The 25,870-nt window shown below is 63.9% G+C and carries 18 protein-coding genes; 10 read left to right on the top strand and 8 right to left on the bottom strand.

Annotation, left to right across the window (positions count from 1 at the left end; translation table 11 throughout):
- Positions 1–13: 13 nt before the first annotated feature.
- Both BLT72_RS19360 and BLT72_RS19355 read left to right on the top strand, forming a co-directional pair.
- On the top strand, positions 14–901 hold the full coding sequence (locus BLT72_RS19360; protein ID WP_091414997.1) for an aldo/keto reductase: 888 nt from the start codon (positions 14–16) through the stop codon (positions 899–901).
- A 12-nt stretch (positions 902–913) separates the two neighbouring features.
- A complete protein-coding gene (locus tag BLT72_RS19355) occupies positions 914–1,612 on the top strand; it encodes a flavodoxin (protein ID WP_091414993.1) in 699 nt (232 codons plus the stop codon).
- Positions 1,613–1,651: 39 nt separating this feature from the next.
- Here BLT72_RS19355 and BLT72_RS19350 read toward each other — a convergent pair whose 3' ends face one another.
- Positions 1,652–2,059, bottom strand: coding sequence for a DUF6907 domain-containing protein (locus BLT72_RS19350; protein ID WP_091414990.1), 408 nt, complete (start codon positions 2,057–2,059; stop codon positions 1,652–1,654).
- Between the two features lie 885 nt (positions 2,060–2,944).
- Between BLT72_RS19350 and BLT72_RS19345 the strand changes: the two genes are divergently transcribed.
- The 4 genes from BLT72_RS19345 (at position 2,945) to BLT72_RS19330 (ending at position 8,494) form a co-directional block, all read left to right on the top strand.
- On the top strand, positions 2,945–3,208 hold the full coding sequence (locus BLT72_RS19345; RefSeq protein ID WP_342587379.1) for a helix-turn-helix transcriptional regulator: 264 nt from the start codon (positions 2,945–2,947) through the stop codon (positions 3,206–3,208).
- A 447-nt stretch (positions 3,209–3,655) separates the two neighbouring features.
- Positions 3,656–4,375, top strand: a complete 720-nt coding sequence (locus BLT72_RS19340; RefSeq protein ID WP_091414984.1) for a hypothetical protein — start codon at positions 3,656–3,658, stop codon at positions 4,373–4,375.
- Positions 4,376–4,382: 7 nt separating this feature from the next.
- Complete coding sequence (locus tag BLT72_RS19335) at positions 4,383–6,626, top strand: ParB N-terminal domain-containing protein (RefSeq protein ID WP_197677103.1); 2,244 nt, start codon at positions 4,383–4,385, stop codon at positions 6,624–6,626.
- A 422-nt stretch (positions 6,627–7,048) separates the two neighbouring features.
- On the top strand, positions 7,049–8,494 hold the full coding sequence (locus BLT72_RS19330; RefSeq protein ID WP_091414978.1) for a DNA phosphorothioation-associated putative methyltransferase: 1,446 nt from the start codon (positions 7,049–7,051) through the stop codon (positions 8,492–8,494).
- A gap of 7 nt (positions 8,495–8,501) precedes the next feature.
- Here BLT72_RS19330 and BLT72_RS19325 read toward each other — a convergent pair whose 3' ends face one another.
- Entirely contained in the window at positions 8,502–9,629 is a 1,128-nt protein-coding gene (locus tag BLT72_RS19325; protein ID WP_280949266.1) for an aminotransferase class V-fold PLP-dependent enzyme, read from the bottom strand.
- A gap of 81 nt (positions 9,630–9,710) precedes the next feature.
- Here BLT72_RS19325 and dndB point away from each other — a divergent pair, with 81 nt between their 5' ends.
- From dndB to dndE, 4 genes are read left to right on the top strand one after another with little or no spacing between them, the layout of a single operon-like run.
- The gene (gene dndB / locus BLT72_RS19320) at positions 9,711–10,844 is read left to right on the top strand and encodes a DNA sulfur modification protein DndB (RefSeq protein WP_197677102.1); all 1,134 of its coding nucleotides are present in this window, start codon (positions 9,711–9,713) and stop codon (positions 10,842–10,844) included.
- Positions 10,841–12,466, top strand: a complete 1,626-nt coding sequence (gene dndC / locus BLT72_RS19315) for a DNA phosphorothioation system sulfurtransferase DndC (protein ID WP_091414970.1) — start codon at positions 10,841–10,843, stop codon at positions 12,464–12,466. Before dndB ends, dndC begins: the two co-directional genes overlap by 4 nt.
- Complete coding sequence (gene dndD, locus BLT72_RS19310; protein ID WP_091414966.1) at positions 12,453–14,432, top strand: DNA sulfur modification protein DndD; 1,980 nt, start codon at positions 12,453–12,455, stop codon at positions 14,430–14,432. The genes dndC and dndD overlap by 14 nt, the downstream gene beginning before the upstream one ends.
- Positions 14,422–14,808 (top strand): DNA sulfur modification protein DndE, encoded by a 387-nt coding sequence (gene dndE, locus BLT72_RS19305; protein WP_091414963.1) that lies wholly within the window; start codon positions 14,422–14,424, stop codon positions 14,806–14,808. The genes dndD and dndE overlap by 11 nt, the downstream gene beginning before the upstream one ends.
- Positions 14,809–15,461: 653 nt before the next feature.
- Here dndE and BLT72_RS19300 read toward each other — a convergent pair.
- The 6 genes from BLT72_RS19300 to BLT72_RS19275 form a co-directional block, all read right to left on the bottom strand.
- Positions 15,462–15,935 (bottom strand): DNA phosphorothioation-associated protein 4, encoded by a 474-nt coding sequence (locus BLT72_RS19300; RefSeq protein ID WP_280949231.1) that lies wholly within the window; start codon positions 15,933–15,935, stop codon positions 15,462–15,464.
- Positions 15,932–17,989, bottom strand: a complete 2,058-nt coding sequence (locus BLT72_RS19295) for an AAA family ATPase (protein WP_091414956.1) — start codon at positions 17,987–17,989, stop codon at positions 15,932–15,934. The genes BLT72_RS19300 and BLT72_RS19295 overlap by 4 nt, the downstream gene beginning before the upstream one ends.
- On the bottom strand, positions 17,986–18,147 hold the full coding sequence (locus tag BLT72_RS22395; protein ID WP_157720574.1) for a hypothetical protein: 162 nt from the start codon (positions 18,145–18,147) through the stop codon (positions 17,986–17,988). The genes BLT72_RS19295 and BLT72_RS22395 overlap by 4 nt, the downstream gene beginning before the upstream one ends.
- Positions 18,148–18,186: 39 nt before the next feature.
- Entirely contained in the window at positions 18,187–20,235 is a 2,049-nt protein-coding gene (locus BLT72_RS19290; protein WP_197677101.1) for a DEAD/DEAH box helicase family protein, read from the bottom strand.
- Positions 20,236–20,321: 86 nt separating this feature from the next.
- Complete coding sequence (locus tag BLT72_RS19285) at positions 20,322–22,544, bottom strand: sigma factor-like helix-turn-helix DNA-binding protein (protein ID WP_091414948.1); 2,223 nt, start codon at positions 22,542–22,544, stop codon at positions 20,322–20,324.
- Between the two features lie 1,362 nt (positions 22,545–23,906).
- A complete protein-coding gene (locus BLT72_RS19275) occupies positions 23,907–25,703 on the bottom strand; it encodes a DUF2075 domain-containing protein (RefSeq protein ID WP_231930167.1) in 1,797 nt (598 codons plus the stop codon).
- Between the last annotated feature and the right edge of the window lie 167 nt (positions 25,704–25,870).

Raw genomic sequence — 25,870 nt, 5'->3', positions numbered from 1 at the left:
AGAAGGACCTCTCATGCCTGACGTGACCAGCCTGACCCTCAACAACGGCGTCACCCTGCCCGCCCTCGGCCTCGGGGTCTTCCAGACCCCGCCCGATGAGACCCGGGAAGCCGTCACCGCCGCCCTGGCCGCTGGCTACCGCCACATCGACACCGCCGCCGCCTACGGCAACGAGCGCCAGGTCGGCGAGGCCGTCGCCGCCTCCGACCTCGACCGGTCCGAGGTCTTCATCGAGACCAAGATCTGGATCAGCGACTACGGCTACGACCAGACCCTCCACGGGTTCGAGAAGTCGGCCCGCAAGCTCGGTGTCGACCAGATCGACCTGCTGATCCTGCACCAGGCCCTGCCCTCGGAGTTCGACAAGACACTCGGCGCCTACAAGGCGCTGGAGCAGCTGCTGGCCGACGGCAAGGTGCGCGCCATCGGCGTCAGCAACTTCATGGTCGACCACCTCACCCGCATCCTCGACGTCGCCACGGTCGTGCCGGCGGTCAACCAGATCGAGGTCCACCCCTACTTCCAGCAGCGGGAAGTGCAGGACTTCGGCCACGAGCACGGCATCCTCACCCAGGCGTGGTCCCCGATTGGCGGCATCACCTTCTACCGCGACGGCCAGCACACCAGCACTCTCGAAGACCCGGTCATCACCGACATCGCCACCGCTCAGGGCGCCACCCCGGCCCAGGTGATGCTGCGCTGGCACCTCCAGCAGGGCCGCTCGGTCATCCCCAAGTCGACCAAGCCGCACCGCATCGCCGAGAACATCGACGTCTTCAACTTCGAGCTCACCACCGAGCAGCTAGCCGCGGTCGATGGCCTAGACACCGAGCAGCGCGGAGGACCCGAGCCCGAGGCCATCACCCTGGAGAACTTCGGCCGGCCGATCCCGGAGGACTGAGCTCTGGTCGGCATGGGTTTCCGCCGCGACCTGACCCGGCGGGCTCTTCTGCACCGCGGCGCCGTTCTCGGCGCTGCGGCTGCAGGGGGTGTGCTGCTCAGCTCCTGCACATCACCACCACGACCGGACCCGGCCAGCACGCCGACCGCTGACCCGAAGGAGGAGCCGACGACGTCAGCAGGCTCTGCGCGGACGCTACTGGCCTACTTCTCTCGACCCGGAGAGAACTACTACTACGGCGGTCGCCGCGACCTCGAGGTCGGCAACACCGAAGTCCTGGCCCGCATGATCGCCGACCTCATCGACTGCGACACCTACCGGATCGAAGCGGCCGTCCCCTACTCCGCGGATTACGACGCCACGGTCGCCCGCAACTCCCAAGAGCAGGACGACGAAGCCCGACCGGCGATCGCGAACCCGCTCCCGTCGATCGCGCAGTACGACACGGTGCTGGTGGGCAGCCCCATCTGGAACGTCAGGCCGCCGATGATCCTCAACACCTTCCTCGACAGCCATGACTACACCGCCAAGGTCGTGCAACCCTTCGTCACCTACGCCGTCAGCGGCCTGGGCCGCACCGAGGCGGTCTACGCGGCCGCTCTACCCGGTGTTCAGCTCGGCCCCGGGCTCGCCGTCCAGGGCGAGGAGGTCGCGCGGCACCGAGACGACGTGGAGGCCTGGCTCCGCCCGTCCGGTCTCCTCACGACCTGACCGAGCACCATCAGGACCCACTCACCACGCCCGGAACCGCTAGCGGGCTTCCAAACCATCGATGGCCGACTGCTGCTCAGCCGCCTTCAACAGGTGCTGCGCAAGCAGGCGGGCTTCGGCTGCTGTGAGGCTGACGGTATCGATGTCGCCACCCAGACAGATCTCTGGCCGATCCATCCGCAGCACCTCGCCAGTCCTGGCATCGACAGTCTCGCGTGCCGCTAGGGAAACCGACAGGTGACGCCTGGGTCCGTAGCGGTTCGTCTTGGCGGTCTGCATGTCAGCCGAGAACCCGTTGTGCCATCGTGCGGGCTGATCGAGGGCCGAGTCATCGTCGTAGCCGTGTCCGACGGCGTCCAAGCACCAAGCCGGACAGTTGTTGTTCGTCGCGACCTCGAGGCCGTAGTTGGGGCGGTTGGCGCGATCGTCCGGTGCGAGGTTGGCCATTGATGCTCCTCGGATCTGGGGGGGTGCGATTTGTCCCCTGACCTATCGTGCCTCCGCTCAAGCCGTCACCGACCATCGGCGTCAATGGCCGACCCTTAGTGGGCGAGCCCGGACTGCCATTGCTGACCTTCTCGCGCTGAAGCAACACCCTTGACGCAGCAGCACGGGCGGTCGGCGAAGCAGCGGTTACGACTTTCCTTACTGGTTCAAGAGCCTCGCTGCGCTCGGCGGAGCCCTCCGGCTCCGCGTGTCCTCGCTGCGCTGCGGGCCGCTACGCCTGCGGGCTCAACCCGTTCAACCAGGGGAATGCGGTGGCTCCGAGCTGAGCCCGAGTTCGGTGGCAGGGGGCGGCGACCCGATCAATGAGGATCTGCACGCCGCCACCCGGCATCAAGGGCGCTTCGCGTCGCTGCGCGATGGACTCCGTCCACCCTTGACCCCGGGTGCCGACGAGCAACCTGGCTGGTCATCGGATCGCCGCCCTCACCTTGGCCGGGGACGAATGAGGGGACGAATGCTCGCCAGAACAGGGGAGTCAGCCACTGCCAGACGGCGTCAATCCACGCTCAGACGGGCCTAAATCGGCCGCTCAACGGCTGCTAGATAGGTTTCCGCGGGTTGTGGGTTCGAGTCCCACGGGGCCTACAAAACACCTAGTCAAACCCCACTTGGTCCGGACGTGTCCTCGGCGGCCCACACCTTACCCACAACATACTTCTCGGCAGCCGATGGTTTGCGGGCGGCTGACCACCGGATGCTCGCCGCTTCCTTAGGGGTTCGTGGTGGCCGTCGGAGCCTTCCGAAGGTGCGTGCTGCCTCCCCGGGTCCGGCTCGCCGGGGACGGCTCCGGCCCGGCCCGAGTGGGAGCGCTGCAGGCGCTTCGGCATGGTCACGGCTGGGTCGAGACCAAGATCAACATGCTGCGGAAGGAAGACCATGATCACAAGGGAAGGTGAGGTCGAGCGCCTGCTCAGCCTGCCCGAGCTCTCGGAGATGCTGGGCGTGCCCATCCACACGCTGTACGGGTGGCGTCATCGCGGTGAGGGCCCGGTCGGCTATCGGATCGGCCGGCACGTGCGTTACCGGCGATCCGCCGTAGAGGCTTGGCTTGAGCTTCATCGCGATCGACGGGACTCCTCAGCTCGGTAGGAGTCGACTGCCCTCGAACCCGAGTGGCGGCGTAGGAGCGCAGATGATGCAGTTCGGGCAGTCGCAGCGGCGCTCATCTACGGGCTGGACGCATCGGCGTGGTGGATGACGACACAAGAGGTCCAGCGGCGTCCATAACCCGCGGCTACACCCAGGAGCGTCGCGATGGTTGAGAGCCTGCGCGTGCTGCTTCTATCGAGGTGATCCGACAGCTGGCGCTGCGGCTGGGGTACCGGTCAGTCGCGTCCCAGCCCGCTAGTTGTCCTGTAGCGCTGATGTTCGTGACGGATGTCGATGTCGAGGTCCGACATGATCGTGCTGCCCTCCTGAGGGATCCCACGCCCTGACTCCCGGCTGTGCCGGCCGGATGGCTTAGCAATTGCGGAGGCGGTCGTGGAACAGCGGTGTTGCAGCGCGTTCCGTCTAGGCAACACATAAGATCAGGCCATGCCTCAGATGCCCGGGGAAGACCTCCCAGCGCCTACGCGGCTCGGGGCACTCGAGCTTGACCTCGCTCCTGATTCCCCTGGGATCTACGCCTGGTACCCCCATCTCGCGCTCTCGCCGGACGACTGGAAGCCTCGTCTCGTCGGCGGCGTCGATGCCGCTCGCGTTGACCTTCTACACGCCATCGAGGACTACGCACGGATCCACGAGTCGGGAGCGGTCGATCTAAAAGGTTCGGCCAACTACGGGCTGTATTGGCATGGACGGATGCAGCGGCTTTCCGTCGCCGCCCGATCGACTGAAACAGGTGAATCGCTCGCTGCGACGCACCTCGCGGAGTTGGCGGCTGATCCCGACGATCGGCGCATCTTGACCGACCTGCTGCGGATGGCGCCACCGTACTTCGCTAGTCCGGTGTATATCGGTGTCGCGACCAACCTGCGCGAACGGCTGGCGGAGCACCGCGTCAGCTTTGAGCGAGCCAACAAGCTGCTGCGAAACCAACCTGATCGTGCATCGGAACTGCAATTTCGTGGCACGGACCTTGGCGCCCGCTTGGCCGGCGCCGGGATACCACTCGAGCGCTTAGATTGCTGGATTTTGGCGGCGCCCGGGATGCCACACGCCGGTGATGACCAAAAAAGCAAGCAGCGATCGGTTGCGGCGGCGGCTGAGTGGGTGCTGCAGCGAATCTTTCAACCGATTCTAGGGAGACAATAGAATGAGCTTGAGCCAACTGGGCGGCGGACCCACGTTCCAGAACCACATTCAAGGCACAGTCGGTCAGTTTACAACGCCTGCAGGAAAAGTGAATTATCTGATGACCAAGGCGCGTCTCGGTGCGGAGGCAACAGATCCGGAGCGTCGCCTGACCCAACACCTCGCGCCCGTTCGTGAAGTGATCCAGGCGGAGGAACTGGACTTCAGCCAGCTTCTGCAACGCGACTTGGATGACCACCGTGTTGCGGTCAACCTCGTTCCCTACTTGCTGAATCCTGATTGGACAGGTCCGGCATTTTTTCCACCGATTGTCGCTATTGCGTTACCATTCTTGAAGCAGCATCCGTCGTCCTTTCCGAATCTCGGACTTGCCCAGTCGGTGTCAGATCTGGGTCTGACCTGGTCTCAGCAGGACGCTGGTCAGCACCTTCGGACCCGCCGGTTGCTGGGCGCCAACCACGACTTCAACCCGGTCGCGCTGGGCCAGCTTTGGTGGAACAGCGAGTTTTGTCGCATCGTTGTCGTTGACGGACAGCACCGGGCGATGGCGCTCCTGGCGATCGACCGAACGGTTCGAGCGACTTGGCAGGACAGCGGGGGCGCACGGTACCGCTATTTCTATGAATCGCGTATCAAAGAGATTCTGAAGGACTCGAAAAACATCTCGCTCGATGACATCGAAGTGCCGGTCACGGTGCTCTGGTTCCCGGACATGTTTGGCTCCGACAAGGACCCCCACAAAGCGGCGAGAAAACTTTTCGTCGACGTCAACAAGGAGGCGCGGGCGCCGAGCGAGTCGCGACTCATCCTGTTGTCAGACAGCGAGCTAGCGAACATCCTCACGCGAACGACTCTGACGCAGTTGCGCAACCAGGCTACTGACGAGTTTCTTCCGTTGTACTGCGTGGAGTACGACAACCCGGACACTAAGACAACGCAGTCTGCCCGATGGTCCGCCCTCACTAACATTCACGTGCTGAAGCAGATGGCAACGCGGGTGGTGTTTGGTCCACCGCGTTACATCAAGAAGGTTGACACTCAAATGGGCAAACGGGAACCTGAGGAGGAACGAAATGCTTTCATGCGTACACAACTCAGCGTGGACAAACTCTTCCCGCCGACGCTCCCTGGCGATGAAAACTTTGCGCGTGACAAGCTCGGAAATCTATCGTTCCCGGAGTCGGCGATTGCGCCACTTGCGGACGCTTTCGAGCAGAGCTGGGGACGGGCGCTCCTTACGCTGCTGAGTGAGACTCTGCCGTTTAAAGCCCACGCCGAGGCCCTTACCAAGCTGAAGGAAAGTTGGCTGCCTGACGACACTGCAGCTACGTTAGCCCACGATGCCCTATTCAGCGGGGTGGGGATGTTCTGGACACTGCGAGATTCGGCGTCTTACTACCAAGAGGAGCGAGCAGTTGATAGCACGGCGGTGAAGCCTGACGTTGTCAAGGCGTGGGACCTCATCGCGAAGAAGCAGTCCGAGTTCGAGGAGCTTCGCGCCCAAGAACTGCTGGGAAGCAAGTCGAAACGATTGGCTGCCAACCAACTCTACCAGGCTGTGAATACTCATGCATGCCAACTTGGGCTTGCCCTCACGCTCGGCACGCTACACACACTCGCCCGCGAGGGTGATGCCAGCGTCGTCGCGGTTGCGCAGCGCATGGTGAAGGCCATCAACGCTTGGATGACAAGCAAGACTGCCGGCGATTACGACCGTCGCGTAGCCCTGGCGAAGCGACGCGATGGATTTCCGAAGAGCCCACTCAACGTTATTGCTAATATGGATGCGCCGAGGGCAATTCAATTCAGGTACTTCTGGCTCGAAATTCTCGCGTCCAGCCAGGCAGCGCCAGAGCTTGCGGGAACACTGTCATCGACAGTTGTCGGGCAACATCGGGATATTGCACGGCGCGCTTATCTCGAGTATGTAACCGGCGAGAAGGAGAAGGCACTCAAGACCTCGGCGCCAGGACTCACTGATGCTGAGCGGAAGTCGCAGGCTAGGTCATCGGCTGCCTCCGAACTGCAGATGGCATTGTTGCGCTGGTTCGGCCTCACGTCGTCGGACTGGGAGGCTTGGAAGAAGACGCCAGCGGCCACAGCTCCTCCCACGCCCGCGAGTTCTCACGCTCCATCCAGCGACGCGGACGCTGATGTCTCGACTGTGGGTGAGGAGATGGAAGACGAAGCGGACGGTGAGAGTGAGGAAACGGTGAGCATCGAGGACCTTATCGCGCCTGATTCCGAGTGAGGATGAGTTGTCATTGAACGCAGCCTCCTGTCGACCCTCGAGTTGTTTCGGTCTATCGATGCGACCGCAATTGCCGCTTTTGTGCTGGTGTTATCGGAGCTGTTGCCTTTGAAGTAAGCGCCGGTGTGTCACCAAGACGGCGCCTACACCACGGTTGCGCTCCAGATTTGCACCGTAGGCCAGCTCTCCGGTGCAACCTCAAGCGCAACGGTGACTGCCTTGATTGGGGCGCTGCCCGCAGCTGAGCGAGGATACGCGCCGCGAGGCCGAGCGCTGCGGTGTCGGCCGTGATGAGGACTGGAGATTACTTCCGTAAGCGACCCCGGCTCAGCGTTGTCCACTTCAGACTTTCCATACGGCCTGGATGGAACGATTGGCGGTTTTGGGGTTCCACCACCGGTCGCCGACTGAGACCGTGTTCCATGAGCAACGCCCGCTGGGAGCAACCGTGGCAGTCGCAGCGGCAGCGCACCGCGATCGGTCGACAGGCGCTGTCAGCACCCGTGCGGCAGGCCTTCGCCGACGGACTGCTGGAGCCCGGCACGGTCCTCGATTACGGCAGTGGGCGAGGTCAGGATGTTGAGCGGCTGGCAGCTGCTGGAGTGGTGGTACGCGGTTGGGATCCGTACTACGCCGCGAGTACGCCACTGGAGGCGGCGGATCATGTCCTTCTGTCGTACGTGCTCAATGTCATCGAGTCGCCGCATGAACGACGGATGGTGCTTGAGCACGCGTGGGGACTGGCCCTCCGGACGCTTGTCGTTGCGTCACGGCTCAGCTGGGAGCAGCGCAAGGTGCGGGGTGATCGGCTGAGCGATGGCGTATTGACCTCGCGTGACACCTTCCAGCACTTGTATGAGCCCTCTGAGCTACGGACGCTCGTGCAGGACGTCACACATGGCGCTTGCTTGTTCCCTGCTCCGGGCGTTGTGTATGTGTTCCGGAACGAGAGGGACCGGCTGGCTTGTCTGGCGCGCCGAACGGTGGAGCGATTCGCTTGGCAGTCGTCCGAGGGGTACGGCGAGGCGCTTCAGGACGTGGTCCGCTTCTACGAGCAGCGGGGCAGGCTCCCGTTGTTCGAGGAGTTGCCGGTCGATCATGTCCCGTTGCTGACGAAGGTGCCAATGCATGTTCTGAGGCGATCGGCGAAGGAGGCGGCAAATCCCGCCCGAGTCGAGGATGGAGTTAAGCGGAGCATATTAGAGACGCTGCTGCTGCTAGGCATCGCAATATTCGATGGCCGACCCAGGTTATCAATGCTGCCGCCAACGACGCAGGCAGACCTCAGGAGTTTTTTCTCTTCGTACGCCGACGCTTGCAGGCGCGCCGATAGGCTCTTATTGAAGTTGCGGGACGATAGCTACCTGAGGGCAGTTATGCGCAACTCCGTAGGCAAGCTGACGCCTTCTGCTCTCTATGTGCACCGAAGTGCTGTGACTCGCCTGCCGGTGCTGTTGCGCCTGTATGAGCACTGTGCGGCGGTAGCGGCAGGGCGACCGGAGGGGTGGACCTTGGTCAAGCTCCATCACGATGGTCGCAAGGTGAGCTGGTTGAGTTACCCGGACTTTGACCGTGACCCGCATCCTCGGTTGTCGTGGTCCTATCAAGTGGATCTGCGGACGCTGGCGACGGGCTGGACTGGTTACGAAGGCGCGCCTAACCGACCGCTGCTGCATCGCAAGCACGAGTTCATTGCTGACGACCATGCGGATGCCGGGAAGTACCGCCGGCTCACGGAGGCGGAGGTTCGGGCGGGTTTGTATCGGCACCCGGAGCTGATCGGGCGCGTCCAGGGTTGGGAGTCGGAGCTGCGTGCCGCGGGAGTGCAGTTGCGGGGGCACCGTCTGATTCGCAAGAAGCCTTCCTAAGAGGACGCTAGTTGTGCTGCAGGCTAGGGCTGACCAACCCGGCGATGGCATCGCGCATGGCGCTGACCTCGACGTCTGGGCGGCCCCACCAGGAGAGCCGAATGGCGCCCTCGATGCGTCCCGGAGCGAGCCCCATGCCGGCTAGCACGTGGCTAGGGGTGTAGGAGGCGCTCGTGCAGGCGGACCCGGTGCTGAGGGCAACCAAGTCTTTCAGAGCGAGCAGCAGCGCCTCCGCGTCTGCTCCAGGGAAGGACAGGTTAAGGATGTGGGGTGCGCAGTGGACAGGGTCCCCGTTCAGCGCGGCGCCCAGGGGCTGGAAGGCGGCGAGGAGTTCCCGGCGCGTAGCGATGCTTTCGGCAGCCCATGTGCCGTGGTGTTTGTCGAAGTAAGCGGTTGCCTCGGCCAGCCCCATGATCAGGGCCACGGGCAAGGTGCCTGGACGGAGTTTGCGTTCCTGGCCGCCGCCGTACATGAGCGGGGTCAGTGGGGGCTTCCGAAGGTTGCGGCGGCGAGCGATGAGGGCACCGATGCCCTTCGGGGCGCCGATCTTGTGGCCGCTGATGGACATGAGGTCAATCGGCGCTGTGAGGGTGGCCGGTAGCTTGCCGAACCCTTGGGCAGCGTCGACGTGCAAAAGTGTCGGTGTGTCGACGAGGGCGTGCGCGAGTTCGTGGACGGGCTGGATGACGCCAGTCTCGTTATTAACGTGCATGAGCGAGACCAGGAGGGTGTCGTCACGCACGCGGTCGAGCACCTGTCCAGCGTCAAGTCGTCCGCTAGCGCCGGGCTCGAGCAACTCCACCTCGAAGCCGCGAGCCGATAGGTGCTGCAGCGGCTCGAGGACTGCTTTGTGCTCGGTGACACAGGAGATGATGTGCTGGCGCCCGGTCAGCTCGCCGTGAGGGGCTAGACCGAGGAGGGCGAGGTTGTTGCTCTCGGTAGCCCCGCTGGTGAAGACGACTTCCGCAGGCTCAGCACCGACAGAGGCGCCGACACGCTCGCGGGCGAGTTGGACCGCCTTCTTCGCTCGGTTACCGTACTCGTGCGATCTGCTGCCGGGGTTGCCGTACTCCTCCAGCATGTACGTCATGACAACGTTTGCGACGTTGGGTAGCACAGGCGCTGTGGCTGCCATGTCGAGGTAGACGGGCATCGGTCCTCCGGCTGGTTACGTCATCTGGTTGACATACTGTACCCCACTAGTTAACGTCAGAACGTGCAACGTACCGCTGCCTCTCCGGTGCCGAACGTGGTGGACGGGGACTACGCCATCTCCTTCCCCGCCATGCGGGGTGTGCAGGCGCATCGTGAGTTCTACGTCGTCATGGTGCCGCTGAGGTACCTGCCCCGCCTGTTCCTCTTCGACGAGGAGGAGATCCCGGCTGAACTCCGTGCGCAGCGGGCGCTGAACAAGAACCGGTTGCCCGGGCTCGTCCGCTACATCGTCGACAACCGCTCGGGCTATGTGTTCAGCGCACTCACCGCCAGCGTCGACGGGACGATGGGCTTCGCTGCTCATGACGCGGAAGGTCACGGTGCTCGGCTCGGCGTGCTGCACATCGGACTAGGCGCTCGATTCCTTATCAACGACGGACAGCATCGGCGTGCCGCAATCGAGGAGGCGCTGAGGCTCGACCCTAGCTTGGCGGAGGAGACGATTCCGGTTGTGATCTTTGCTGATGAGGGGCTTGCCCGCAGTCAGCAGATGTTCGCGGATCTGAACCGCCATGCCGTGCGCCCCGCGAAGAGCATCGGCATTCTCTACGACCACCGCGAGGACGACGCCAGCATCACGCGGCTGTTGGTCATCAGGAGCGACTTCTTCCGCGGTGTTGTCGAAATGGAGCGCAGCACGCTCGCAGCAGCGTCTCGGAAACTCTTCACGCTCTCGGCGCTTTACAACGCAACCTCGGTATTGCTGGCCGGGTTGAAGTTCGACACCGCCGAGGAGGCGGCGCGCGTGGCTCGGCAGTACTGGGAGATGGTGGTCGAGCAGTTCCCGGAGTGGCAGGAAGTGAGGCGTGGTCGCCTCCCGGCTGGGGACATCCGTCGGGACTTTATCCACAGCCATGGCATCGCACTCCACGCGATGGGCCGCGTCGGGAATACTTTGCTGCACCAGTCGCTGAACCCGGAGGACTGGCGCGACCGAGTCAAGCGCATCGGCACCCTGGACTGGAGCCGGGCCAATACGCGTCTCTGGGAGAGCCGTGCCCTCGTCGGCGGACGTGTCTCGAAGGCCACAAACAACGTCACACTGACCACGAATGCGCTTCGACAGCACCTCGGGCTCTCCCTGAGCCCCGAGGAACAGCGTGTTGAGGACGCCTACCTGCAAGGACGTACATGACCGACATCCAGATCACGCGTAGGCCGTTCGGCGGCCGTCCTGTCGCTGAGGTGGTCGCCGAGCTGACCGCTGAGATCCGCGAGTTGTACACGTCCGACCAAGTGCCCTGGGTGATCGGTTACTCAGGCGGGAAGGACTCTACCGCCGTCCTGCAGCTAGTGTGGCTCGCGCTCAACGGGCTGGCTCCCGAGGAGCGGACCAAGCCGGTCCACGTGATCAGTACCGACACGCTCGTCGAGAACCCCGTCGTCGCAACCTGGGTCAGCGCGTCACTGAAGGTGATGACCGACAGCGCCCAGGCGTCGGGGCTCCCCATCTTTCCGCACCGACTCACCCCGACCGTGGAGGACACGTTCTGGGTCAACCTAATCGGCAAGGGTTACCCGGCGCCGAGGCCGAAGTTCCGCTGGTGCACTGAGCGGCTCAAGATCAAGCCGAGCAACGCCTTCATCCGCAGCGTGGTTCGCGACCATGGCGAGGCCATCCTCGTGCTAGGCATCCGCAAGGCTGAATCCTCGGTCCGGGCTTCCGTCATGGCGAAGCACGCGCGCCGCCGTGTTCGCGACCGGCTATCCCCGAACGGGTCCCTACCCAACAGCCTCGTCTACAGCCCGATCGAGGATTGGACTAATGACGAGGTGTGGATGTTCCTCATGCAGGTCGCCAACCCCTGGGGCTATCGCAATAAGGATCTGCTCACGATGTACCAAGGCGCCTCGACTGATGGGGAGTGCCCACTGGTCGTCGACAGCACCACGCCCTCCTGCGGCGACTCTCGTTTTGGTTGTTGGACGTGCACCTTGGTAGACAAGGACAAGTCCATGTCCGCGATGATCCAGAATGACGACGAGAAGGAGTGGATGCTGCCACTGCTCGAACTGCGTAATGCGCTGGATATGCGCGACGATGAAGGATTTCGTGATGATCGGGTGCTGCGCGACTGGCGCCGCATGAATGGGCGGGTCCAGCTCATGGAGCGGAAGTCCACGGGCGAGCTTGAGATGATCCATGGCCCCTACACGCAACAGTCGCGTGAGGAGTGGCTCCGCAAGCTGCTCGGAGCGCAGGCTCACATACGCGAGAACGGACCGGAGGGCATGGGCGCCCTCGAACTGGTATCCCTCGACGAGCTCCACGAGATTCGCCGGATCTGGGTCTTTGAAAAGCACGAGATCGAGGATTCGCTTCCTCACATCTACGCCGAGGTGACTGGTGGGCAGTTCCCTGGCAAGCCGCTGGATGAGCACCTCGTACTGAGCGCGGACGACGTCGATACTCTTCGCCAGCTGTGCGACGGTGACGAGCTGCGGTTTGAGATGACTCGGTCGCTCCTGGCCGTGGAGCAGAAGTTCAGGACCCGGTCACGGCGCTCCGGTCTGTTCGAGGAGCTGGAGAAGGTTGTTCGCCACGGCTTCTACGACGGTCGGGACGACGCCGGACAGCGGGCCCGTGCTTACAAGGAAGTTGCCGACGTCGCCCGGGGGTACCGTCCCATGCACGAAGCGCCGGCTACGGGACACATGACGGTCGACGATCAGGCGGCAACCGGCGCCGGGTTGAGTCCGCTCTTTGAGGCAGACGAGGCCGAGCAGCAGTTGGAGGGCACCCATGCTTCTTCGTGAGCTCGTTCTACATGACGTCGGCGTGTACCGCGGTCGACAGATCTTGCCCTTGACGACCACGCCCGACCGACCTGTTGTCCTCATCGGCGGCCTGAACGGCTGTGGCAAGACCACACTGTTGGACTCGCTCCAGTTGGTGATGTATGGCAGTCGAGCGCGCTGCTCGGGCCGGGCAGGCCGGAGCTACGACGAATTTCTGCGCTCTCTCATCAACCATAAGGCGTCCGCCGCAGATGGCGCCGCCATCCGACTCAGCTTCGATGTGGAGCTCGAGGGCTTCACTCACGAGTACATCGTCCATCGCTCTTGGCGGGTTGTGGGCAAGAAGCTCCGGGAGTCACTGGAGGTTCGCCTTGACGGACGGCACAGTCGTTCACTGAGCGAAGGTTGGGCAGAGCACGTCGAGGAGCTTCTTCCGCTCGAGATTGCCAGTTTGTTCTTCTTCGATGGCGAGAAGATTGAGGCACTCGCTGACCCAGAACGGGCTGCCGCGGTCGTGCGCACCGCCGTTCACTCGCTGCTGGGCATCGGAACTCTGGACCAGCTCCGCATCGACCTCGTCGCCCTGCAGCGCCGTCAGGTGGTCCCCGGCGATGACGAAGCCGGTGAGCAGCGGGTCGCACAGCTCGGGGAGGAGCTCAAGGACGCGCAGGCCCAGCTGGATGCTGTTGCGCTATCCCGTGGACGGCTGGAGGTCCAGCACAACAAGGCTGAGCTCGACTTGTCGAAGGCGGAGGAAGCCTTCCTGCGCGACGGCGGCGCACTGTTTGAAGAGCGTCAGCGCCTCGAGCATGAGTACGCCTTGGCCACGGACCAAGTGACCTCGTTGCGCTCGGATCTCCAGCGGCTCGCTGATGGAGTGCTGCCACTTGCGCTGGTCGGGCAGTTGGTTGTAGATCTGCAGGCGCAAGCAGACGTTGAGGGGTCGACCCAGCGCGGGGAGCAACTGGTGGAGCTTCTTGCGCAGCGTGACCAATGGTTACTTGAGCAGCTGCCGTCCCATGAGCGGCTCGACTTGGCCGTTGCGCTCCAGGAGGATCGCGAGCGGCGGCTCCCAAACGGTGGCGGGCTCCGCTACCTGGAGCTTTCCGATGCGGCATGGTCGAAGCTGACACTCACCGATGCGGCTATCGCCCAGGACCGCTTGGTAGCGGCTGACCGCTTGCGGCAGCTTTCAGATGCTGCGAACCGCGCAACCGAGCTCGAGCAGCAGCTTGCCGGGGTACCCGCCGAGGACGCGATCGCTGCTCGCCTGCAAGACCGCGAGGTGAAGCGCCTGGCTCATGCCCGGCTCGGCGGAATGCTGTCGATGGCAGCTGATGAACAGGAGCGCATGGCGAGGGTCCGTGACAGCTGCCGCGAGAAGCTTGACAAGGCCCAGGCCGACCTGCTCCGTTATGCACTGCGTCGCGAGGATGCGCAGCGCGTCGTGGAGCACTCCGAGCGCGTACGCGACACGCTCGCCGCGCTCAAAGATCGCCTCATTGAGGGCCATCTGAGCCGGATCGAGGTTGCCACCCTCGACGCGTTCGGGAAGTTGATGCGTAAAAAGGACCTTGTAGTTGATCTGAGGATCGACCCGAACACCTTCGGCCTGACCCTCCGGCGCTCCGATGGCACGGAAATCGACCCGAGCCGGTTGTCTGCTGGGGAGCGTCAGCTGCTAGCCGTCGCTCTGCTCTGGGGACTCGCGCGCGTTGCTGGCGGACGCATACCCACCGTGGTCGATACCCCGCTCGGCCGGCTTGATAGCAGTCATCGGCGGCAGCTCGTCGATGCCTACTTCCCGAACGCGGGGGACCAAGTCTTGCTCCTCTCGACTGACGAGGAAATTGACCAACCGCTGCTCAGTCGGCTCGCTCCCGCAATATCACACGCTTACCTACTGGAGCACTCGGAAACGGAGCACGAGACTGTCGCCACGGCCGGCTACTGGTGGCCTTTGGAGGTGCGGAATGTCGCTTGAGATACACACCGTTCGGGTCTCGGAGTCCGGCAAGGAGCAACTCATCAAGCTCAAGCGATATACTGGCCTGAAGCAATGGAATACCCTTTGCCGGTGGGCGCTTTGTGCGTCGCTTGCGGACCCAACACCTCCGCTGGTCCGCGACATCCTCGCCGACTCCAACGTGGAGATGACCTGGCGCACCTTCGGCGGAGAGTGGGCGGATGTGTACCTAGCCCTGATCAAGCAGCGCCTTCTGGCAGACGGTTACGAGCTCACACAGGACAATCTCACCCGAGTGCTGCTTGCCCACCTGCACCGCGGCATAGGCGCTTTGGCCGGGCAGACGGCGCATCCAACGATCGACAGCCTCGTGAAGCGTGCCGTTCCCGCGTAGAGGACGGTTGCGTCTTCGGATTTAGCGTCGGCACCGCCCGGGTTCCACCTGGGGTGAGACGGTGTTGTCAGCCGCCGGATGGCCTGCCTGAGATCCAGATGGGTCTGACAGCAGATGGTCTCGGGAGCTTCGACGGAAGAGTGCTCGTTATGCTGCGTACGGGTTGCGAAGGCAAAGCGGCTCTCTTTACTTGAGGTGGGGGCTCGTAAGGCCGCCACCGATGGTGCAGCCGTAGGCGCCGATTGTTGCGGCTGCGACGCGGCGGTGGAGCTCGATCAGTCCGTTCACGGCTTCGGTGTCGCTGTTGGAAGCGCCAGCATTCTGAAGTCGACCAAGCATTCCTCTGCCGCCGCTTCAGGTTCGGCCCAGGCAGGCGATCTCGGGGATGGGGCAGGCCGCGAAGCTGGCCACAATTCGCTCGGCGAGCCGGCTCGAGAACCCGCTCCCCGCTACGTCGCGAGGAGTAGTTCCTCGGCATGATGTTGGGCGACGGACTTGTACGAGCGCCTCACTCGGGCCGAGATGCTGAAGAGCGTCCACGAGCACCCTGAATTAATTGGCAACCTTGCAACGTTGACAGGTAACGCTTGCCCTCGGGCGGTGTCCGGCCTCGGGCCCATCGCCCCGTCAGCGACTGATCCGACACGCTGCCGTCACCCCCAGGTGACACCACCGAGCAGTTCGTCGACCGACATTGGCTTGGCGCCGCTGTCGTCGGCGAAAGCCTCGGTCACCAGATCAATGACGACCAGGGCGGCAGGCTGGTGCCGGACGTTGACCTGCTCCTGAATGTACTCCAGGCCACCGTTGGCGTACTCCTCAAAGATTGTGAACCGCTCGTCCATACGGGTGTCGTCCAAGATCTCAGCGTCATCCACGACATTGGCCGCGATCATGTTGATCAAGGTGTCGCTAAAGCCCGGCGCCATCAGGACGTCGCTGCGAATCGGGTCGCCCGAAGCGGCAGCAAATGGCACACGCCGGTCCTGGCGGAAGCCAACCGCCGCCGCGAACAACAAGATGTCGCGATACGTCGGGAACTTCCCCTCGGACTGGAGCTCCAGCATCAGGGCCTCGTGCTGCTGGGGTCGACGAGCGCGGACCTCGCCCGGGGCTGTCGCGGTCACTTGATCACCTTCAGTTCGGAGTGGTCAGTCTCCGCCGACCGGATGTAGGGGTACGAGATTCCCTCGATCACGATGTCGTCGGCTACCTGTGCGACGGCGGTTGTGTGGGTCTCGATGACCCCGAGGTGACTGACGTAGGGCAGCAGTTCGGTCACGACGCGGCCGAGACCTTGGCTCTTGCTGACCAGCACCACGAGCTGCGGCGCCATTCTAGCGAGCGCGCGGGATACGGCCTCCTGGTAGTCCTGATCCAGCGAGCCGAACGCTGCGTCCATGACGATCGGGAACGTTCCGGCGTCCTCTGCGCCGGACCCTTCGGCTCGCCGCTCCTGCCGGATCTCCCGGGCCAACTTCGACACGGCAGCGACGAAGCTCAGGCTCAGGATCTGGTTCTCGCCGGTGGATTTCGGCACCGGCAACTCAACCCCGTCGACATTCTTGTGCAGAGTCAACTCGAAGCCCTCGCTGAGCGTCGGCACGTGCGCCTGGTGCGTGATGCTCTTAAACACCGCCTTGAGTTCGGCGTCCAGGCGAAGGCGCATGTCTTCCTCGCGGATCGCGAGGATCTCTTCGAGTGCACGCTTGACGGAGGTCACCAGGTCAGATCGCGAGCGCGCCTTGTTAGCGAGTTCGTCGGTGACCTGTGCCCGCGAGCGCTCCTTGGTCTTCTGCTCGATCTCCTTGGCGACGTTGAGCAGCTCAGTCTCGATGGCTCCCTTGCGCTGGTTCTTAACGGCGATTCGGCCCTCCAGCTCCAGGCGCTTGGTCTCGAGACGCTGCACACCCTCCATGCGGTTGTCGCTTAGCTTGCCGTCCAGCTCAGATTTGCGGGCCTCCAGTCGTGCCACGCGCTCGCGCTCGATGCCAATGCGATTCATCAGATTGGCAAGTGACTCACGGAGTCCTTCACGTGCGTCCGCCAAGGGAGCGATCTGACCACTGACTCGCTGCCAGGCCGTTTCGACTGCTTGCAAGCCAGCCCGCTGACGCCACTCCTTGACGTGTTCCCACGACTCGGTGTGCTCCGCGAGCGGCGTGCCGCAGATGCAGGCCCCATCGTCGAGCAGCTTGTCGACAAACTCGCGCTTCAGCGGTGCCGGCAAGGCCCCCTTCTGGTACAGCGTCTCGGCCATGATTCTCGTGGCCTCGCCGAGCGTGTCCGTGAATGCTTGAAAGCCACGCGTCGCTACTAAGAGCCTGCGCTCGTTCAAGGCGGCGTCACGCGCTGCCCGGGCCTCTTCAAGCTCCTTCGTCACGGCATCCCGCTCGGCCTGAACCGGGGCGGCCTCAGCGTGCTGTCGGAGAAGGTCCTCAGTCCGGCTCCGCTCCTCATCGAGCTCGGCCAGGTCGGCCTCGACGACCTTCAAGTCATCCTTGGCCTTGGCCTGCTTGTCAGTGAGAGAGTCGATTGCATCCTGGATGGCGCTGGCCATTGCGCCGCCGTGCTTCTTCAGATCGTCGGTCACGCGACGGTTGACCCGCGGCAGATGAGCGATCGCCCGCTCCACTTGTTCGAGGTCAAGCAGCACCTTGATGTCCCTTTGGACCTCGGCGTACGCACCCCTCTTCACCAGGTTCTCGATGCGCTCACCGTTGAAGAAGAAGAACCGGCTTACGCCGACGGGAAGGATACTTAGTATTGTTTCTTGGGGAGCGTAGCTGACCTCCGACGAGCCGTCGGTATTGGTCGTCCAGAGTTGCAGCTGGGCCGCGATGGGTCCCTGGTCGTCGGACTCCTTGCGCAGCGTGGCGCTCCGCAGTAGGCGGTAGTCCTGGCCCTCATGGTCGAAACGCACTTCGACGGCGACCTCGATCGGGTCGCCGACCGGAAGGGCACGCCAGGAGCTGTCGGTCACCATGCGGTCCTGCTGCTCAACGTCCTCCGACATGTTGCCGTATAGGCCCCACGTGAATGCGTTGAGGAGCGTCGTCTTACCTGCGCCATTGGCGCCGAAGAGCAGGGTGACCGGCTTGAGCTTGTCCGAAGCCAGGTCAAATGTTTGGGTGCCCTTGAACTGGCGAAAGTTGGTGAGCGTGATCGACTGGAGCTTCACGGGAGGATCTCCTTCACGGCCGCAACCAGGTCGTCGGTCGCGTCGTACGCCTTGATGTGCAGCTTGGCCCGCTCGATCTCAAGTACACGTTTGAGCAGCGCACGCTGTTCGTCGCTCAGCTCCTCGAGAACCTGCTTCTCGTTGCGGCCCTGGCTCATGTTGGTACCCCTCTTTCACGGCTTTTCATATCTCGACCCTTACATGTCCATGAGCTGGTAACGCTCCTTGAGCGGCCGCAGCACCTGAAGTGTTGTCTCGTAGTTCTCGGACAGCTTGCCGAACTCGTTGGCTCGCTCGAGTTCGCGAACGAGTAGTGCCCGTTCGACGTTGAAGTTGATGCTGGTTCCCGGCGGGGGAACCGCCAGGTAGTCTAGGATTACAGCGCGATCTTTGCCGGGGGCGAGCCGCAGCAGGCGACCCCGGCGTTGAATGAACTGACGTGGATTGCTGCTGCTGGCCAGCAGATATCCAGTCCGGGCATCAGGAATGTCGACACCCTCGTCCAGACAACGCATGGCAACCAACGCGCGGAGATCGTCGCCTGCCCCGAAGCGGCGAAGTAGAACCTTGCGCTCTGGCCGCGCGGTTTCCGAGACATACGAGTGTGCGGACAAGTGCAACTTGTTACCAACGAGGTCCATGACCTCAAGCACCTGCTTCGGACCAGGCTCATCTCCGGGTTCCGCCGGCCTCCTGCCCTCAGCGCAGTAAATCAATTGGAACCAGTCGTTCCGGCGGGCGTCGAGATCGGCGCGGAGGGCCTCAAGCTTGCCTTCGGCGTGTCCAAGGACCCCGGCTCGCTGGCGCAGCAGGAAGCCTAGCGGTGAGTTCGGGTCGGCGTCCTTGAGGTTGTCGCCGGATGCAATTCGCGCGGCGATCTGAGCGGACAGGTCGACGTACAGTGCGGTCTCGGCATCGTTGAGCTCGACCAGGCGGGGCAAGTACTCGTATCGGGTGAGTGCCCCCATTTCTATCGCCTTACCCAGACCCAATTCGAAGATGATCGGTCCAAAGTAGTCGATAAGCGAGTCGGTGCCTTCGTCGTCGAACCAGCGCTCGGGCGTTGCTGAGAGCGCCAAACGGTAGGTCGCGTTCTGAGGGAGCGACGACTTGTAGGCCGCCGACCCGAGGTTGTGCGCCTCGTCCCCGATGATCATGAGCGGCAGGTTGATCCGGGAAAGCGCCGACTGGAACTTCTCACCAGAGAAGGAGGCGTTGGTCGCCACCATGACTACGAAGGGTCGCTGACCCATCCGGGCCGCCGCTAGCTGCTCCTGGACGAGCGGCAACCACTTCTGGCTGCTTTCGTAGACCGCAATCGGCCGGACGCCGAACCCTTCGACTTCGGTGATCCACTGGTCCACCAGGTGAATCAGCGGTGCGACGATCAGGACTACCAGGGGCTGCTCGCGCTGACGCAGCACATTGCCGAGCTGTGTGGCAGCGATCATGGCGGTCTTGGTCTTGCCGGTCCCGGTGGCCATTTTGAGGATGCCGCGACCCTGGTGGCTGAGCCAGGAAGTTATCGCTTCCCGCTGGTAGCCGCGCACCTTGAGCCAGTCGGGCAACGCCAGTCGGGTCGGCTCGTCGGTCTCGGCCGGCGTCGGCGTCAGCGCGCTGTCCGTTCCTGGTAGGTCGCGGGGCGGTCGGTCATGGCCGAGCTTGACCAGCCGTTCGCGGGCCACGTCCGGGAACCGCTCGACCGAGAGGTGCGGGGTCTGGTTGGCCCACAGTGCCTGGAAATCTGTCTCGAGTCGCAGCGCCCGCGTGCCATCTCCGGCAACCCAGCCCCGGTACACCTCGACCGACTCGAAGTTGGCCATGAGGCCGCCGAAGGTCTCGTTGCTGCTCCCGGTGAATCCGACCAGATCGCCAAAATCGTCTCGGAAGATGCCGATTTTCTCGTGGTAAATCCCGACCCGGCCTTCCTGCTGGACAAAGGCCAATTTGATGTCGAGCCGTCCCTCGGCGATCAGACGACCAAGGAGCCCGAGCCCATCGAGCACCGTCTCAGGCTCGACCTGCTCCAGCTCACGCATCGTGGCGCGTTCCACCACAGCTCGTAGGTCGTACCCGCGTTCGATGTCGACGACGTCGTCCTCGTTGAGGTGCGGCGAGGCGATGAGCCGCATCGACCCGCCTCGAGCCGCGAAGGTCTCGATCCCGCGGGCATAGAGAGCGAGACTGGTGGAGGTGAAGTAGCCGACGGCGCGGCTGTAGCTGGAGGCGACGGTGAAGGCCGGCACGAAGAAGGTCTTGACGACGTCTTCCTGGTCACTGCGGTATCGGTCACCAAGGGGGAGCGACCGAAGGGTTCGAGGCGCTACATCGGTCACAGGAGATCCAAGATGTCGTCTACGTCGGCCCGGTGCTTTACTTCTGTCGGGATGTTACCGGTCTCCAGGTACTCGCGTATCGAGGTCAGCAACTCGGCGATGTCGTCGTCGCCGCGCTCGCGGTACCCCCCGATGATGCTGGTCACGGGGGAGGCGTCGGGAAGGCGGAGGGCTTGGGCAAGGGCCAGTCGGGCTTCTTCCCAGTCGGTAACCGCCGGAGCCCCAGCGAGGGACAAGGCGTCCGCGAGCGGATCGTCGATTAGGTCACGAGCAAGTTCGAAGGAGAAGGTCGCGTCGTCCTGCAGGATGAGGAACGCCTCAGCCCCGGCAGCGACGTCTTCGGCCATGAGGAATCGGCGGATTGTGCCGAATTGGGGCTGCAGTCCTGTCCAGGCAACAGACTGCGCTCCGAGCGGGTTGTGAAGCTGTCGGGTTTCACCGGCGTGGAGATCGAGGACCGCCGCGATGGCGTGCGGCGCGAGTGAGCCGCTGCCACGTAGGTGATCGTTGCTGATGCGCACGCGGTAAGCCCACCCGTCGGGGCGGCGGAAAAGGCGGCGCGTGCGCTCCGGTGCCTTACGCGCACCCTGGTCCTCCGTAGCGAGCTGCACCATCCCGTCTTTCGTGATGAACGGAGCGGCACCGGCGTAGACCACCACGCTGCTCCCGCTTACGCTGTAACGGCTGGTAATGTGCTCGACTAGATCCGTCAGCTTGACCCGACCTCCGCTTCGGGCAACCTGCTCCCGGATTACCGACCGAATGCCGGCGTACGCGTCGAGTCCCCACTCTTTGAGGGCCCATCGGTCGCGATCGACGCGCTCGAAACGGTCGTCGCCACTCAAAGCGTTCCCGAGGGAGCGCGGGCTCCGGTCGAAGACGAAGCGGTCGACGATCTCCTGGGGGCTGAGCGGTGAACCATCGATCGACAGGATGGCGGCAGCGTAGTCGTTCACCGATGAGGTCCGCGTGAGCACGAAGTTGCGGTCAACGATGTAGCCACAGTGGGTAATCCACGCCGCCGTGAGCTCGGCCTGCTTCTCCGGGTGGCTGCTCTCGATCAGGTCGAACTCGTCCATCCGTGCGACGCCGTACTTGTCGGCCCGCTCCTGAAGCAGCGTCTGGGTGATGTTCTCGGCGGCGGTCATGGTGGGGACGACGCACCACTCATCCTCGATTTGATAGGCGTCATCCAAGCGGTCGAGCACGCGCCATGCCGGTTGGCCGACCGTCTCGACGTTGCGGCCCAGCGCCGGGATGAGCTCGAGCAACTCATCGAGCGGGCGGATTGTGCCGATAAGTGAGCGGGCGGCTTCGGCGACCTCTCCGAGGGCGCCACTCTCGGAGATGAAGCCACGCATGGTGCCGGTCGCCTTGCCCTCGATCTGGCGGATGCGCTCGCGGGTCACCTCGTACTTCAGTCCGAGCTGGTCCAGGGTCACCGGCTTGTCGGCGAACATGCGAGCCGCGAGGATCTGCGCGGCGCGTGGATCGAGCATGCGAAGGGCGTCGTCGAAACGGCCAGCAATGTCGAGCTCCAGCTCGTCCTCACCCAAGACCTGATCAGCGGTGAGCGTCTCGAGCCTCTGACGAGCCTTAACGATCTCGTGTGGCGTGCCGGCGGGGAGCGGGGCACCCAGCAGGGCCTGGTCGGAGAACCCGACGGTGGCGAACCAGGTGGCGACTGTTGTCAGATCGTCGTTCAGGGCATGTAGCCAGTCCGGCGTCCGCAATTCATCGAACGGCAACGCCGCCATGGTCTCAAAGGCATTGGAGAACGAGATCACGGTCGGTGTCGCTGCCGTCGTGCTGGCGTCGGCAAGGGCTTGAAGGATGGCGTCGATAGTGCCGGCGCCCACCTGGCGCCACCTGATCATGTCGTCCACGGTCATCGCCGCCAGAGCAGCAGCTTGGGTACAGCCCCGGCGGTCCAGTGTGTTGGCGGCGCGGGCGGGCAGCTGCAGCAGCCGCAGATCAAGGTCGGGGGACAGTCCGGGGAAGATCTGACCGATCGTCCACTGCGTCAGCCGCTCCATGGCCAGCTCCGAGATCTGGGCAATGATGTGCCGTCGCACGCCGGCGGAAGCGTCGTCGATCGACTCCTGCCACCAAGGCTGACCCTCGCCGCGCCACTCGAGGGTGCCCCTCAACCACGGGAACGCGTCGAGCCAGGTGCGTGGTCGCACGTCGTCGAAGTCGAACGAGAAGTCCTCAGTCATGCGGTGGTCATACCCCCTTCGGGTGTCTGGCTTTGGATAGCGGCCGGCTCCGACAAGTCATCTTTATCTATTGCTGCGCCCGCGGTCGCTGGTTCGCGGTACCGGGCCGACCCTGATGAGTATGAGGCAGCCGCAGCGCGTCAGATGCACTGCATGGGTCGCGGAAGTAGATGGTCCGCCGTGCGCTACTTCCTTGAGCAGGGCAGTATCGCCCGCATCGGATGCGATCGACCGTCTGGCGATCGCCACCAGCAGGAGACCAAGCATGGCTGTTGAAGACATGGGGCGCTCGCGCCTCGAGCGTTGGGTGCAGGGGCTTTAGGGCACTTGCCAGGTTGTTCAACGGGGAGCTGACCCGATTCATCGGACATGGACGGCGTGGTGATCATGCCACGAAGTTGGCGGCGCTGTGCAGGGCTTCGAACTCAACGGCAGCCGAGACCCAACTTTTGGAGCCCGTTGTCCCGCCCGAACTAGGCGCTGGCCAGCCTGAGGGTCTCGACCTCGAGCTGGAGGACCGGTTCTTGCAGAGCAACTCGACCGGCTCCTTCTTCTCCGCAGCGGTCAGGCCGCCCTCGGCTTCGCGGCGTCGATCCTGGTCTGGCTCGTCCAGCGGCGCAACACGACTCGCGCATCCGGGGATCTTCGCGACCTGAACGACCGGCTCACCCCCGGCGACCAAACCCAGGGCTCGACGCCGGAACTCCGGCGGGCTTCGCTGCGGCCATAGGGACTCCTCTTCAAGAGACGATCCTCGCCTCAGATTGGCTGTCCGGAACAGCGGATCAGCTCCTGGGAACGGCCGAGAACCTGGAGCGCTTCACGACGGCGAATGATGGACACGACCTCGATCACGAATTCCATCTCGAGGATCCGATAGATTGGCGAGTACTCGCCACGCTGCGCGCTGCATACAATGCTATAGCGGCTCACTGAGATGGTTCCCGACTTGATGAGGGTTGTGAGCGAAGGCGCCATGATACTTGCACGCCGCAACGCTCAGTTTCTCTGAGAGTCCGGAGTCAGGCGACCACGTTGTAGCGACGCGTCATTCAGGCAGCCGGCCGGCCTCCATCATCGCTCGGCGAGCATCATCTGCGCGGGGACTGCTCTGTCTCGAGATGAGCCAGGCCGGCCGGCCCGGATCGCCGCAACAGCCCCAGAATGGGCCAAGTTGTCGACCATTTCGACCAAGGCGTAGTCGTCAATCGGGGCTAGGAGTATGACCGGGCGGTTAACGCTACGGGTCACCTCGAAAGCGTCCAGGGGTCGCTGATGCGGACCCCGCCACTTGAGAACTGCGCACACGCGGCCGCCACTAGGAGCGCTTTGAGCGTTCGACCCAGCAATGTCGTGGTGTCGTCAGGCCGAAATCAGGGACTCCAGCAGCGCTTGCGTCTCGGCGTCGGTGGAGTAGACCGTCGCTCCGAGCATCCCGCGGGTCAACAGGACCTTGTACGTATTGCGCACGGCTTGGTCGAACTGAGCCGAGTCGCCGCGCTTCACCTGGCTGTCGTGGCTGTGCTGCGGCTGGGCCACCCAGTGGTCCGAGCGCCAGACCAGATCCGGGCCGATGATCACACCGGCGTAGTCGTACTCGAAGCCCTGCGCGGTGTAGACACAGCCGACCTGCTCGAAGCCAGCCGCGTCACTGGCCCAGTACGGCGTCCCCGGCGCGCCGGCGTGCGAGGTGTCCTTCTTGTTGTTCCAGGGCTTCTGCCAGTCGCCGATCCGAACGTCCGGCTTCAAGCCACCACCGGGGATCGGATCGCTCCAAGGCCAGCAGTAGCCAGCGGCCATCCGCGCCCCGTAGCCCTCGTCCAGCAGGGCTCGCAGCCGTAGCTCCATGGTGCTTGGTCCCGTGGTCGACGACAGACTGAAGTGCTCGTCGCCCTCCCACGGGACCGGCCCGCCCGGTTCGAGGCCGAGCAGTCGCAGCACCCACTCCTCGTACGCGCGGCTGCCGCCGCAGCGGAACTGCGCATCCAGTTCGATGACCTGGGTTCGAAGGCCAGCTGCCTCGGCCGCATCACGGATGTCGTCGATGGTTCCGATCTCGCCAGGGCGGACCACTTGGTGCTCGTCGAGCAGAAAGACGGGGACGCGCGCCGCATCGATGAGCTCGGCCACCTGGGGCCGGCCTGAGCGCAATGACGCCGGGGTGTAGCGGTTGGCCGAGGTCTCGCGGATGCGGTGGGCCTCGTCGCATATCAACACGTCCAGACTGTTGCGTTCGGCGTCGACGAACTGGTTGAAGTACTTGAACATGCTCTTCACCCGCGGTGCGCGTGCTCCAGCAACTCGGCGCAGGGTCTGGGTGAACGCGCTCGATCCGGTGGCGTGCAGCACGGTGCGGCCGCGGCGGGAGAGCTCGCCCATCAGGGAGAGCGCGATGACGCTCTTGCCGGAGCCCGGACCACCGCTGACGATGATGACTTCCTTGCTGTTGGCCCGGTAGGACTGTTCAACGGAGCGCATGACGAGGGAGTACGCGACCTGCTGCTCGTCGAGGAGGACGAACTGCTCGCGTCGTTGCACCTCCTCGGCCGCCAGGGTCAGCAGCTGTTTGCTCGGTCGGATCGCGGACCCGAGGAGGAGGTCAGCCGCCTCCGCACCGGACGTCGGCGCCAAGTGCTGCTGGAGGTAGCGGAGAAACTTGGCGCGGCGTTGCCCGGTGTACATGCGGCCTTGCTGGTCCTGGGGATAGGCCCAGAGGTCGTTGAGGTCAAGGTCGGTGGCGTTGTGCAGGTAGGCCACGCCGGCGATGCCGGCCTGCCCCTCATCGTCGAGCGCGGCCACGAAGTCTCGGAGGTGGGTGCAGTAGCGACGCACCTGCTCCACCGGGTGCAGCCGGGTCCCCATGCCGTCCAGGACGCAGAGGTCGTCGGCGTGGTCGACCAGGTGCGCGCGTGACCACTGCTTGAGCTCCACCACGACAAACTGCGCAGTTCCACTGCCGGGATGCCGGCCGCACAGGATGACGTCAGCCCTCTTGCTGGTCAGCGGCAGCTGGTACTCCACAAGAACCTCCACGCCAGGAAGTCCGGCCTCGACCAGGTCGGAAGCCAGTACAGCGAGGCTGCGCTCCCAGGACCGGATCTCGGCGGGTGGCGCGGATCGGCCCATTCGGTGACGGTACTGCTCAGACAGGGTCGGCACGAGGGAGCCATTCTCGATCTGCGAGCGCAGGTGAGCGACTGACCCACGAAACAACGGCACGACTCAACCCCAGGAAGCATCAAGAAACTTCCCGCGCGGGTGGAGGCTTGTCGATCGACGCGCCTGTCGGGCCGAAGCGGAACTACCTGCCTGAGGCTAGCCGACGG

It is taken from the genome of Friedmanniella luteola (assembly GCF_900105065.1).
Taxonomy (GTDB): Bacteria; Actinomycetota; Actinomycetes; order Propionibacteriales; family Propionibacteriaceae; genus Microlunatus; species Microlunatus luteolus.
The sequence above is the reverse complement of the archived record's forward strand: the minus strand, read 5'-3'. Positions and strand labels throughout refer to the sequence as shown.

Excerpts from the sequence above, each read along its gene's own strand:
- BLT72_RS19285 (WP_091414948.1), bottom strand. The coding sequence starts at position 22,544 with ATGACTGAGGACTTCTCGTTCGACTTCGACGACGTGCGACCACGCACC.
- BLT72_RS19355 (WP_091414993.1), top strand. The coding sequence starts at position 914 with ATGGGTTTCCGCCGCGACCTGACCCGGCGGGCTCTTCTGCACCGCGGC.
- BLT72_RS19325 (WP_280949266.1), bottom strand. The coding sequence starts at position 9,629 with ATGGCAGCCACAGCGCCTGTGCTACCCAACGTCGCAAACGTTGTCATG.
- BLT72_RS19330 (WP_091414978.1), top strand. The coding sequence starts at position 7,049 with ATGAGCAACGCCCGCTGGGAGCAACCGTGGCAGTCGCAGCGGCAGCGC.
- BLT72_RS22395 (WP_157720574.1), bottom strand. The coding sequence starts at position 18,147 with ATGAGCCAGGGCCGCAACGAGAAGCAGGTTCTCGAGGAGCTGAGCGAC.
- BLT72_RS19360 (WP_091414997.1), top strand. The coding sequence starts at position 14 with ATGCCTGACGTGACCAGCCTGACCCTCAACAACGGCGTCACCCTGCCC.
- dndD (WP_091414966.1), top strand. The coding sequence starts at position 12,453 with ATGCTTCTTCGTGAGCTCGTTCTACATGACGTCGGCGTGTACCGCGGT.
- dndE (WP_091414963.1), top strand. The coding sequence starts at position 14,422 with ATGTCGCTTGAGATACACACCGTTCGGGTCTCGGAGTCCGGCAAGGAG.
- BLT72_RS19350 (WP_091414990.1), bottom strand. The coding sequence starts at position 2,059 with ATGGCCAACCTCGCACCGGACGATCGCGCCAACCGCCCCAACTACGGC.
- BLT72_RS19340 (WP_091414984.1), top strand. The coding sequence starts at position 3,656 with ATGCCTCAGATGCCCGGGGAAGACCTCCCAGCGCCTACGCGGCTCGGG.
- BLT72_RS19345 (WP_342587379.1), top strand. The coding sequence starts at position 2,945 with ATGGTCACGGCTGGGTCGAGACCAAGATCAACATGCTGCGGAAGGAAG.
- dndC (WP_091414970.1), top strand. The coding sequence starts at position 10,841 with ATGACCGACATCCAGATCACGCGTAGGCCGTTCGGCGGCCGTCCTGTC.